Raw genomic sequence first — 12083 nt, 5'->3', positions numbered from 1 at the left:
CTGCCGCTGCCGTGGTGATCGGCCCGCGCCGCCTGCTGCGCTGGGCGGCGGTGATCGTTCCTGTGCTATGGCGGATGCGCTGAGCGCTGCCGCTCAGCGGCTGCGCCGGCGCAGTGCCTCGGCGGCCTCGCGCACTAGCGCAGGCCCCTTGTAGATCAAGCCGGTGTAGATCTGCACGAGGTCGGCGCCGGCCGCAATCTTGGCCTCGGCATCGGCCCCGCTGAGCACCCCCCCGACCCCGATGATCGGAAAATCGGCGCCCAGGGCCGATCGCAACTGGGCGATCACCCGGTTGCTCGCCTGCCGCACTGGCGCGCCCGAAAGGCCGCCGGCCTCGTTCGCATGCGGCAGGCCGGCGACGGCCTCGCGTGCCAGCGTGGTGTTGGTGGCAATCACGCCATCCATGCCGTGGCGGCGCAGCGTGGCGGCAATCACCTGGACCTGCGCCTCTTCCAGATCGGGCGCGATCTTCACGAACAGCGGCACCCGCTTGCCGTGGCGCTGCGCCAGCGCCTCTCGCTTTTCGGCCACGGCGCCGAGCAGCGCATCGAGCGCCTCGTCGCTCTGCAGCGAGCGCAGGTTGGCCGTGTTGGGGCTGGAGATGTTGATCGTCACGTAATCGGCATGCGGGTACACGCCGTCCAGGCAGACCAGGTAGTCGTCCACCGCCCGCTCGATCGGCGTTGCGGCGTTCTTGCCGATGTTGAGTCCGAGCAACATCGGCGCCTTGCCCTCCTTGCGCCGAAACCGCGCGCGCTGCACGTTGGCGACGAAGGCGTCCAGGCCTTCATTGTTGAAGCCCAGCCTGTTGATGAGGGCGTCGCGCTGCGGTAGCCTGAACATGCGGGGCTTGGGATTTCCCGGCTGCGCCTTCGGCGTGACGGTGCCGACCTCGACAAAGCCGAAGCCCATGGCGGCGAAGGCGTCGATGCAGCGGGCGTTCTTGTCCAGTCCGGCAGCCAGCCCGATTCGGTTCGGAAAACGCAGGCCGGCCAGCGTCAGCCGGTCGTCGACCCGGCGCGCGGCATAGGCACAGGCAAGCGGCGTGTGCTGCGTGCGCGCCAGCGCATCGAGTGTCAGCTCGTGGGCGTGCTCAGGGTCGAAACCGAAGAGGAAAGGTCGGGCTAGCGTGTAAAGCGAGGAGGGCAGCGGCAGGGACATCGGATAATTGCAGGCTTCGTCAGCCCAAGGATTGTCCCCGATGAATTCCCCCGCTTCCGCTCCGGCGCCGTCCCAGGATGAGCAGAAGGCGCAGGTCGGCCGCGCCGCACTCGCCCACGTGGGGAGAGGAGACATCGTCGGCGTCGGCACCGGCTCGACGGTCAACAAGTTCATCGAGGCGCTGGCCACGATCAAGGACGACATCCGTGGTGCGGTGTCGAGCTCGGCGGCATCGACTGAACGCCTCCTGGCGCTGGGCATCCCGGTGTTCGACTGCAACGAGGTCGAGGAGCTCGCCGTGTACATCGATGGCGCCGACGAGATCGACGGACGCGGCTACATGATCAAGGGCGGCGGCGCGGCGCTGACGCGCGAGAAGATCGTCGCGGCGCAGTCCCGGCGTTTCATCTGCATCGCCGACGCCTCCAAGCGCGTGAACACCCTTGGCGCCTTCCCGCTGCCCGTAGAGGTGATCCCGATGGCGGCGCGGCGCGTGATCCGCCAGTTCGCCCGCCTCGGCGGCGTGGCCCGGGTGCGCGAGAGGGACGGCGTGGCCCTCGTTACCGACAACGGGCAGCACATCGTCGATGTAACGGGCCTGCGGATCACCGACCCGCTGGGTTTCGAGTCGGAAGTGAATCAATGGCCCGGGGTGGTGACCGTCGGCGTCTTCGCGCACCAGCGCGCCAATGTCTGCCTCCTGGGCACGGCGTCCGGCGTGCAGACGCTGCGCTTCGACTGAGCGCAGCAGCCGGAAATCAGAACTTGATGCCTGCCGGGTTGCTCGGCGTCGGCCCGCTCGGGGCGGCCGGCGCAGGCGCTGGCGCCGGCGCGGGTGCGGCAACAGGCGTCGCGGACGCAGCGGGCGCCGCCTGCACGGCGACCAGCGGCTGAGCCGGCGGATTGCGGTAGCCCGCAGGTAGCTGGACGCTCTTGGGGTAGCCCGCCGCGTCGAGGTATTGCGACCACTGGGCATCCGAAAAGCCCTTGAGTTGCTGCGAGCCGATGGTAAGCAGCGGTAGGGAGGCCTGGCCGCTCAGGCGCTGCAGCGCTTCGACGTCCTCGTTGGCCTTGACGGTGCGTTCCTCGAAAGGAATGCCGCGCGTCACGAGCAATGAGCGGCCGGCTGCACAGGGACTGCATTCCTCGCCGGTGTAGATCGTGACCGGGTAGCGCTGTGCGACCTGCCGCAGTTCGTAGGGAAGGGCCGGCCCGGCACCCCCCGCGCCGCTGCCGCGCGGCGCCGCGGCCTGTGCATCGGCTGCCGGCGGCTGATCGGAGAAGGTGACCTTGCCGTTCTTGTCGACATGGCGATAGACGGGCTGCGCCAGTGCAGCACCGGTGGCAAGCAGCAGCAGGAGAGCGGAGCCCGCGAGACGTGGATGAAGCTTCATGGGTGGCTTTGGCTTTCGTGATCCGACGTGGCGGAGTATCTCAGGCCGGGCGGGCAGGAGGCAGAGGGACCAGATCAGGCCGGCTGGGCCGCCGTCATCCCCTGGTGGCGCAGCAGCGCATCGAGCTGGGGTTCGCGGCCGCGGAAGGCCTTGAAGGACTCCATCGCGGTGCGGCTGCCGCCGGCCTCGAGGATGGCTTCGCGGTAGCGTCGGCCGGTCTCGATGCTCGGTTGCCCATTGGTGCCAGCGGTTTCTTCGAAGGCCGCATAGGCGTCGGCGCTCAGCACCTCGGCCCACTTGTAGCTGTAGTAGCCGGCCGCATAGCCACCCGAGAAGATGTGGCTGAAGGTGTTGGGCGTGCGGCTGAAGGGCGGCGATGGCATCACTGCGACCTCGGCACGCACCTTGCCGAGCAGGGCCATCACGTCGCCCGGCTGGGCGGTAGTGGCGTCGTGCTCGGTATGCAGCAGCATGTCGAACAGCGAGAACTCGATCTGGCGCAGCGTCTGCAGCCCGCTCTGGAAGTTCTTGGCAGCGATCATCTTGTCGAACAGTGCGCGCGGCAGCGGCTCGCCGGTGTCGACGTGCGCCGTCATGTGTACGAGCACCTCCCACTCCCAGCAGAAGTTTTCCATGAACTGGCTGGGGAGTTCCACGGCATCCCATTCAACGCCGCTGATGCCGGAGACGTCGCGCTCGTTCACCTGCGTGAGCATGTGGTGCAGTCCGTGGCCGAACTCGTGGAACAGCGTTGTCACGTCGTCGTGCGTGAGCAGCGGTGGCTTGCCGTCGACGCCGTCGGCGAAGTTGCAGACCAGCTGCGCCACCGGCGTCTGCAGCGTGCCGGTGTCGGGGCGCAGCCAGCGCGCGCGCACGTCATCCATCCAGGCGCCGCCGCGCTTGGCGGCGCGGGCGGATGGATCTAGGTAGAACTGGCCGACCTTCTGGCGACCTTCCGAGGTTTGGCGCTCGATCCGGTAGAACTCGACGCTGGGATGCCACACCGGCGCACTGTCGCGGCGGATGGAAACCTCGAACAAGGTCTCGACGATCTTGAACAAGCCGGCCATCACCTTCGGTGCCGGGAAGTACTGCTTGACCTCTTGTTCGCTGAAGGCGTAGCGCGCTTCCTTGAGCTTCTCGCCGATGTAGCTCCAGTCCCACGGCTGGGGATCGTCGATGGAGAGCTGCTGCGAGGCGAAGACCCGCAGGTCGGCCAGGTCGCGCTCGCCGAACGGCCGGGCCTTGTTTGCGAGGTCGCGCAGGAACTTGATGACCTGGTCGGCCGACTCGGCCATCTTGGGAACGATCGAGAGCTCGCCGAAATTCGGATAGCCCAGGAGCTTTGCCTCCTCCTGCCGCAGTGCGAGGATCTCGCGGATGAGCTCGGTGTTGTCGAGCGCCGGGTCGCCGAACTCGCTGGCGCGTGTGACGTAGGCGCGGTAGAGCTTCTCGCGCAGTGCGCTGCTCCTGGCGAACTGCATGACCGGCAAATAGGAGGGCATCTTCAGCGTCAGCTTGTAGCCCTGCTTGCCTTCGGCCTCGGCCGCGGTGCGCGCGGCGCTGATCACGTCCTCGGGCAGGCCGTCGAGCTCGCCGAGCTGTGCGTAGTAGGCGAAGGCGTCGGTGGCATCGAGCGCGTTCTCGCTGAACTTCTGGCTCAGCTCGGCCTGGCGTTCCTGGATCTCGGCGAAGCGCTTCTTGGCCTCGCCCTGCAGCTCGGCGCCGCCGAGCACGAAGTTGCGCACGGCGTTGCGGTGCGCCTGGCGCTGCTCCGCGTTCAGCGTCGCAGGGTCGATGGCCTTGTACTTGGCATAGAGCCGCTCATCCGAGCCCAGGCGCGTCCAGAAGGCGGTGACGCGCGGCATGGCTTCGTTGTAGGCCGCGCGCAGCTCGGGCGTGTCTGCCACGGCGTTGAGATGGCCGACCGCGCCCCAGGCGCGGCTGAAGCGCTCGGAAGCGACGTCCAGCACCTTGGCGATCGCGTTCCAATCGGACGGGAACTCGGGCGCAGTAACCGTCTGCAAGGCTGCCTCGGCGTCGGCCAGCAGCACGTCGACCGCGGGGGCAACATGCTCGGGCCTGATCTGGTCGAACAGAGGGAGGTCGCGAAAGTCGAGGAGCGGATTGGTCATGGTCTCAGGCAGTTGGCGATCGGTTCAAGGGAGTTCAAGTGCGCTCGGCCGCTTCGAGGGTGTTGACGAGCAGCATCGCGCGGGTCATGGGCCCGACGCCGCCCGGAACCGGCGTGATCCAGCCCGCCACTTCGCGCACGGCCGCGAAGTCGACGTCGCCGCAAAGCTTGCCGTCGTCGTTGCGGTTCATGCCCACGTCGATGATCACGGCGCCAGGCTTGACCATGTCGGCCGTGAGCACATTGCGCTTGCCGACCGCGGCGACCACGACGTCGGCCTGGCGCGTAAAAGCACCCAGGTCCTGCGTTGCGCTGTGGCAGATAGTTACTGTGGCACTCTTGGCCAGCAGCATCAGGGCCATCGGCTTGCCGACGATGTTGCTGCGGCCGATCACCACTGCGTGCTTGCCTCGAAGCTCATAACCAATGGACTCCAGCATCTTCATGCAGCCGTAGGGCGTGCAGGGCCAGAAGCCCGGCTGGCCCGTCACCAGCGCTCCGGCGCTTGCCATGTGGAAGCCGTCCACGTCCTTGGCAGGGGAGATCGACTCGATCACGCGGGCCGCATCGATGTGCTTGGGCAGGGGGAGCTGGACCAGGATGCCGTGGATGGCCGGATCGTTGTTGAGCGCGTCGATGCGCGCCAGCAGGTCGGCCTCGGACAGGGTGGCCGGATGGCGCTCCAGCACGGAATGCAGGCCGGCTTTCTCGCTGTCCTTGACTTTATGGCGCACATAGACCTGGCTGGCCGGGTCCTCGCCCACCAGGATCACGGCAAGCCCCGGCGTGACACCGCGGGCCTTGAGCGCCTGCACCCTGCGCGAGACATCGGCCCGGGTGCGGGCGGCGAGGGCGTTGCCATCGATCAGTTGAGCTGTCATCGTTTTCGATTCTCCAAGTAAAAACGCCCGCTTGCGCAGGCGTCGGATTTGATTGTGGCTATGGCCACGATGGCCGTCAGGCTTTGGCCGGCGCCGCCTGGCCCAGGGCGATCTTGAGCAGATCGGCCACCGTGTTGGCGTTGAGCTTTTCCATGATGTTGGCGCGGTGCGCCTCGACGGTCTTGATGCTGATGCCCAGGTCGTCGGCGATCTGCTTGTTGAGCCGGCCGGCGACGATGCGCTCCAGCACCTGGGCTTCGCGTCCGGTCAGCTTGGACAGCAGTGCGTCGCGGCTGGCCGACTGCTGGTGTTGTGCGAAGGCACCTCGCGCGTGTTCGAGCATGCGTTCGACCAGCGCCACGAGGGCCTCGTCGTTGAAAGGCTTCTGGATGAAGTCCATCGCGCCCTTCTTCATGCTGTCGACCGCCATCGGAACGTCGCCATGGCCGGTGATGACGACAATGGGAAGCGGCGAGCGGCGCTCGATCAGGCGGTCTTGCAACTCGATGCCCGACATGCCGGCCATGCGGATGTCGACGATCAGGCAAGCGACCTCGCGCGGATCGTAGCGCGAGAGGAAGGACTCGGCCGAATCGAAGCAGCGAACGCGGTAGTCCTTGCCTTCGAGCAGCCATTGCAACGAATCGCGGACTGCTTCGTCGTCGTCGACGACATAGACCGTGCCCTTCTTCGGAATCAAACTCATGCGGGTACTTTCGCCTCGTTGCTTGCTACGGAATCAATAGCGTCCAACACCGGAATCCAGAAGGAAAAACGGCATCCGACCACGTCCGGGCCATTGTAGATGTTCTCCGCCCGCATCCGGCCGCGGTGCGACTCGACGATGGTGCGGCAGAGGTTGAGCCCGATGCCCATGCCCTCGGGCTTGGTGGAGAAGAAGGCCTCGTAGAGCCGGTCCATCACTTCCGGTGCCAGGCCCATGCCGGTGTCCTGCACCGAGAACTCGATGGCGTTCTGGCCTTCGATCACCTTGGGCAGCACGCGCAGCTCGACGCTGCGGCGCGCCAGCGGCCGTTCGGCCAGGTCGATGGACTCGGCCGCGTTCTTCAGCAGGTTCACCATCACCTGCTCGATCAGGATCGGATCGACCCGCACCACCGGCAGGCGCGCCGCCACATAGTGGTTGAGGCGCACGTTGCGGCGCCTGAGCTCGATGCCGGCGAGCTCGACCGCCTCGCTCACCATGGTCGAGACCTCGGCCGGCGTGCGGTTGGGCTCGCTGCGCTTCACGAAGGAGCGGATGCGCTGGATGATCTGGCCGGCCCGCTGCGCCTGCTTGGAGGTCTTGTCCAGCGCCGCGAGCAGCGCATCCGAATCGATCTGCTGGCCGCGGATGCGCGACATCATCCCGTTGCAGTAGTTGGTGATCGCGGTCAATGGCTGGTTGAGCTCATGGGCAACGCTGGAGGCCATCTCGCCCATCGTGATGAGGCGGCTGGCGGCCTGCGCCCGGTCGGCCTGCGCGGCCGACAGATCTTCGGCCATGCGGCGCGGCGTGATGTCGGTCGCGATCACCAGCTGTGCCAGGCGGCCGTCCACCCAGGTCAGGTAGCGCGAGCGCACCTCCAGCCACTTGCCCAGCTCGGGCACGAAGATCTCGTTGTTGGCCGGCTGCGCGGCAGTCAGCTGGTCGATCGGAAGTCCCGCGAAGGGGTCGACGTCGTCTAGCGCATCGTCGTGCGCGTGCGAGGCCGGCACGCCGGCCTGCGCCACCATGCCAAGGTGGCCCACGGTGTCGGAGCCGAACCAGAGCCGGTACAGCTTGTTGGCGAACAGCAGCTCCTCGCTGCCGAGTGGCGCCACCGACACCGACGCGTCCAGCGCTTCGAGCACGGTGGTGAAGCGTTCATAGGAGGCCGAGAGCTGCTCGCGGATGCGGGTGGGCTCGGTGATGTCGGTCATCGAGGTCATCCAGCCGGTCTGGTGGCCGCGCGCGTCGATCAGCGGGGAGACGTAGAGGCGGGCGTTGAACACGGTGCCGTTCTTGCGCTTGACGCGCACCTGGAAGCCGCCGGGCAGGGCCCGGCCGTGCAGCTCCTCCTCAAGCCGCTCGTTCATGATCTCGCGGTCGGATTCCAGCCAGTAGGGGAAGGGCGGCGTCTGGCCGACCAGCTCGCCTTCGTCCCAACCGGTCATCGCGCAGAAGGCGGCGTTGACGTAGGTGATGCGGCCCTCGAGGTCGAGCACGCGCATGCCGGTGAGCATGGAGTTTTCCATGGCGCGCCGGAAGTTGGTCTCGGCCACCAGCGCCTGCTGGGCCTGCAGCCGCCGCCGGGTGTGGCGCCAGGTGCCGATCAGCATCCAGCTCGTGAGCACGCTGAGCGCGCCGACCAGCCAGAACAGCCCGTTGCCGACCACGCCCTGCGAGGTGCGGTAGGCCTGCGCCCGCAGCACGAGCGCATTGCCGACCGGCGACACCGGCACCTCGTACTCGTTGGTCTGCTCGGTCCAGGGCAGCAGGCGGGCCTCGGCCTCCCGCGGGCTCGCCACCGTGTTGCCGGCGATCAGCCCGCCCTTGGCGTCGAGCAGCGACACCGCATAGCGCGCCGACACTTCCGAGGGCATGCCGTAGCGCAGGATGCCGTCGATCGAGAACTCGCCCAGCACCTCGCCCGCGAACAGGCCCTGGTCGAAGAAGGGGATGTGCAGCTGCAGCATCGGCGTCGGGTCGCCGCCTGCGACCGGTTGCGAGAACACCGGCTGGCGCAGCTCGCGCGCCAGCGCGTAATTGCTTTCGATGTCGCCCGGCCGCAGCACGTCGCCCACGGCGTGCTGCTGGGCCGGGTGGATGCTGGGCGCGGCGTAGCCGGCCTTGAAGCGGCGCCGGTCGTCGATCCAGCTGATGGCCTGCAGCTCGGGGAACTGGCTGACCAGCGATTCCGCCCGGCTCGCGAACTCGGTCGCGTCGATCTCGCGGTTGGAGGCATCGCGGGCAAGCCGCATCAGCTGTTCCTGCCGCTCCAGCAGGCGCAGGCGCACGCGCTGCTGTGCGTACTCGACGTCGCGCTTCACCGACTCCTGCTCGCGCTCCAGCTCCTCCGCCCGGAGGTACCAGAAGGCCGCGACGATCGCGGCCAGGAACAGCAGCACCGCCGCCAGCGGGGCGAGCATCGCCACCGCGTCCTGGAGTACCGGGGTCTGCCTGCGCCACCAGCGCCGCCACCAGGACAGCGGCGACGCCTTGACGGCGCTGCGCGCCACCGCGATCGGGGAGGAGAAAGGCATCGCGCGAGTGTAGGGGAAGGCCCTTCGACCGGTAGGGCAAGGGGTCCAGTGACATGGCTGGGAAAGGGGCCGGGAGGCTCACCTTCTCATCCATGAAAACCGATGAATTTCACTATAAGAAATCGATAAGCACTATTTGAAATTGCGATATTTCTGTGAGAAACTCCGCGCGCTGCCGGATCAGGCACTAAATTACCCAGCCACACCCCTCAAAAAGGAGACAAGCATGTCGGCAATTCCCGAGAACCGGTTCGGTTCCGCTGCGAACGACACTGACGCCCAGGAAACCCGCGAGTGGATGGATGCCCTGTCCGCCGTGATCGAAAGCGAGGGGCCCGATCGCGCGCACTTCCTGCTCGAGCAACTGCTGGAGCACGCGCGCCAGAGCAGCATCGACAAGCCCTTTTCGGCCAACACCGCCTACGTCAACACCATCGAGCCGGGCCAGGAGGAGCGCTGCCCGGGGAACCTGGAGATCGAGGAGCGCCTGCGCGCCTACATGCGCTGGAACGCGATGGCCATGGTGGTGAAGGCCAACCGCCACCACCCGCCCGAGGGGGGCGACCTCGGCGGCCACATCGGCTCCTTCGCCTCGCTGGCCAACATGTTCGGGGCCGGCTTCAACCACTTCTGGCATGCCGAGAGCGAAGGCCACGGCGGCGACTGCCTGTACATCCAGGGCCATGTCTCGCCCGGCATCTATGCGCGCGCCTACCTCGAAGGCCGCCTGACCGAGGAGCAGTTGCTCAACTTCCGCCAGGAGGTCGACGGCAAGGGCCTGTCAAGCTACCCCCATCCGAAGCTGATGCCCGAGTTCTGGCAGTTCCCCACCGTCTCGATGGGTCTCGGCCCGCTGATGGCGATCTACCAGGCGCGCTTCCTCAAGTACCTGCATGCGCGCGGCATCGCGAATACCGAGAACCGCAAGGTCTGGGTGTTCTGCGGCGACGGCGAGATGGACGAGGTCGAGTCGCTGGGCGCCATCAGCCTGGCAGCGCGCGAGCGCCTCGACAACCTGATCTTCGTCATCAACTGCAACCTGCAGCGCCTGGACGGCCCGGTGCGCGGCAATGGCAAGATCGTCCAGGAGCTGGAGGGCGAATTCCGCGGCTCAGGCTGGAACGTGATCAAGCTGCTGTGGGGCAGCAGCTGGGACCCGCTGCTGGCGCGCGACAAGGACGGTGCGCTGCGCAAGATCATGATGGAGACCAACGACGGCGACTACCAGTCTTTCAAGGCCAACGACGGCGCCTACGTGCGCAAGCACTTCTTCGGCCGCGATCCGCGCACGCTGGAAATGGTCGCCAAGATGAGCGATGACGACATCTGGCAGCTGCGCCGCGGCGGCCATGACTCGCAGAAGGTCTATGCGGCCTTCGCGTCGGCCGTCAAGCATACGGGCCAGCCGACCGTGCTGCTCATCAAGACCGTCAAGGGCTTCGGGATGGGCAAGATCGGCGAGGGCAAGAACACGGTCCACCAGACCAAGAAGCTCGGCGACGAGGACATCAAGGCCTTCCGTGACCGCTTCAACATCCCGATCCCCGACAGCCAGATCGGCGACCTGCCCTTCTACAAGCCGGCCGACGACACGCCGGAAATGAAGTACCTGCACGAGCGCCGCAAGGCGCTGGGCGGCTACCTTCCGCATCGCCGCACCAAGGCCGATGAGAGCTTCGCGGTGCCTTCGCTGGACACGTTCAAGGCGGTGCTGGAGCCCACGGCCGAGGGCCGCGAGATCTCCACCACCCAGGCCTACGTGCGCTTCCTCACGCAGCTGCTGCGCGACAAGGCGCTGGGCCCGCGCGTGGTGCCGATCCTGGTCGACGAGGCGCGCACCTTCGGCATGGAAGGCCTGTTCCGCCAGGTCGGCATCTACAACCCCGATGGCCAGCAGTACACCCCGGTCGACAAGGACCAGGTCATGTACTACAAGGAGGACAAGGCGGGCCAGATCCTGCAGGAAGGCATCAACGAGGCGGGCGGCATGTCGAGCTGGATCGCGGCGGCCACCTCGTACAGCACCAACAACCGCATCATGGTGCCCTTCTATGTGTACTACTCGATGTTCGGCTTCCAGCGCATCGGCGACCTGGCCTGGGCTGCCGGCGACATGCAGGCGCGCGGCTTCCTGCTGGGCGGTACCTCGGGACGCACCACGCTCAACGGCGAGGGCCTGCAGCACGAGGACGGCCACAGCCACATCCTCGCCAACACGATTCCGAACTGCGTGAGCTACGACCCGACCTTCGCACACGAGGTCGGCGTGATCCTGCACCACGGCCTGAAGCGCATGGTGGAGAAGCAGGACAACGTCTACTACTACCTGACGCTGCTCAACGAGAACTACGTAATGCCCGGCCTGCAGCCCGGCACCGAGGAGCAGATCATCAAGGGCATGTACCTGTGCAAGCAGGCGCCGGCCGTCAAGGCGGCCAAGGGCAAGGAGGCGCCTGCCGTGCAACTGCTCGGCAGCGGCACCATCCTGCGCGAGAGCATCGCGGCGCAGGAACTGCTGGCGCAGGACTGGGGCGTGGCCGCCTCGGTGTGGAGCTGCCCGAGCTTCAACGAGCTCACGCGCGACGGCCAGGACGCCGACCGCTGGAACCTGCTGCACCCGACCGAGACGCCGCGCGTGCCCTTTGCGACCGAGCAGCTGTCCAAGACCACCGGCCCGGTCGTCGCGTCGACCGACTACATGAAGGCCTACGCCGAGCAGATCCGACCCTTCATCCCGAAGGATCGCAGCTACCGCGTGCTGGGCACCGACGGCTTCGGCCGCAGCGACTTCCGCAACAAGCTGCGCGAGCACTTCGAGGTCAACCGCCATTACATCGTCGTGGCCTCGCTCAAGGCGCTCGCCGACGACGGCGCAGTCCCCGCCGCCAAGGTGGCCGAAGCGATCAAGAAGTACGGCATCAACGCCGACAAGATCAACCCGCTCTACGCGTAAACAACAAGCAACAACCATCTGCGCCTCTAGGGCGGGAGACACGACATGGCAACAGTGGAAGTGAAGGTGCCGGACATCGGCGATTTCGATGAAGTCGCGGTGATCGAAGTGCTGGTAAAGGTCGGCGACACGGTGAAGCCCGAGCAGTCGCTGATCACGGTGGAGTCGGACAAAGCGTCGATGGAGATCCCCTCGAGCGCGGCCGGCGTGGTGAAGGAACTCAAGGTCGGCGTCGGCAGCAAGGTCAGCGAAGGATCGGTCGTGCTGGTGCTGGAAGGCGAGGGCGCAGCTGCTGCTCCCGCCCCCGCGCCGGC

Annotated in this window: 9 protein-coding genes; 3 read left to right on the top strand and 6 right to left on the bottom strand. The window is 66.9% G+C overall.

Going from position 1 to position 12083, the window contains the following annotated elements:
• Window positions 1-93 precede the first annotated feature (93 nt).
• Window positions 94-1161: a quinone-dependent dihydroorotate dehydrogenase gene (locus APY03_RS00425; RefSeq protein WP_174262759.1), complete on the bottom strand. Its 1068-nt coding sequence runs from the start codon at window positions 1159-1161 to the stop codon at window positions 94-96.
• Window positions 1162-1201: 40 nt separating this feature from the next.
• Here APY03_RS00425 and rpiA point away from each other — a divergent pair, with 40 nt between their 5' ends.
• Window positions 1202-1903, top strand: a complete 702-nt coding sequence (rpiA, locus tag APY03_RS00420; protein ID WP_068672834.1) for a ribose-5-phosphate isomerase RpiA — start codon at window positions 1202-1204, stop codon at window positions 1901-1903.
• 16 nt (window positions 1904-1919) lie between these two features.
• Here the strand turns inward: rpiA and APY03_RS00415 are convergent, their stop codons facing one another.
• From APY03_RS00415 to APY03_RS00395, 5 genes are all read right to left on the bottom strand, one after another.
• Window positions 1920-2555 (bottom strand): glutaredoxin family protein, encoded by a 636-nt coding sequence (locus APY03_RS00415; protein WP_068672833.1) that lies wholly within the window; start codon window positions 2553-2555, stop codon window positions 1920-1922.
• A gap of 74 nt (window positions 2556-2629) precedes the next feature.
• Window positions 2630-4690 (bottom strand): M3 family metallopeptidase, encoded by a 2061-nt coding sequence (locus tag APY03_RS00410; protein ID WP_068672829.1) that lies wholly within the window; start codon window positions 4688-4690, stop codon window positions 2630-2632.
• Window positions 4691-4724: 34 nt separating this feature from the next.
• Window positions 4725-5570: a bifunctional methylenetetrahydrofolate dehydrogenase/methenyltetrahydrofolate cyclohydrolase FolD gene (folD, locus tag APY03_RS00405; RefSeq protein ID WP_068672827.1), complete on the bottom strand. Its 846-nt coding sequence runs from the start codon at window positions 5568-5570 to the stop codon at window positions 4725-4727.
• A gap of 76 nt (window positions 5571-5646) precedes the next feature.
• Window positions 5647-6276, bottom strand: a complete 630-nt coding sequence (locus tag APY03_RS00400; protein ID WP_068672826.1) for a response regulator transcription factor — start codon at window positions 6274-6276, stop codon at window positions 5647-5649.
• Window positions 6273-8816, bottom strand: a complete 2544-nt coding sequence (locus APY03_RS00395; protein ID WP_068672825.1) for a PAS domain-containing sensor histidine kinase — start codon at window positions 8814-8816, stop codon at window positions 6273-6275. Before APY03_RS00395 ends, APY03_RS00400 begins: the two co-directional genes overlap by 4 nt.
• A gap of 226 nt (window positions 8817-9042) precedes the next feature.
• On the opposite strand from APY03_RS00395, the gene aceE reads away from it, so the two are divergent.
• Both aceE and APY03_RS43080 read left to right on the top strand, forming a co-directional pair.
• Complete coding sequence (aceE, locus tag APY03_RS00390) at window positions 9043-11769, top strand: pyruvate dehydrogenase (acetyl-transferring), homodimeric type (RefSeq protein ID WP_068672816.1); 2727 nt, start codon at window positions 9043-9045, stop codon at window positions 11767-11769.
• Window positions 11770-11814: 45 nt separating this feature from the next.
• The coding region (locus tag APY03_RS43080; RefSeq protein WP_332307375.1) for a biotin/lipoyl-containing protein at window positions 11815-12083 on the top strand (269 nt) is incomplete at its 3' end.

The organism is Variovorax sp. WDL1 (assembly GCF_001541225.1).
Classification (GTDB): Bacteria; Pseudomonadota; Gammaproteobacteria; order Burkholderiales; family Burkholderiaceae_C; genus Variovorax.
Note: the sequence above shows the minus strand (reverse complement) of the source record. Positions and strands in the feature narration are given on the sequence as shown.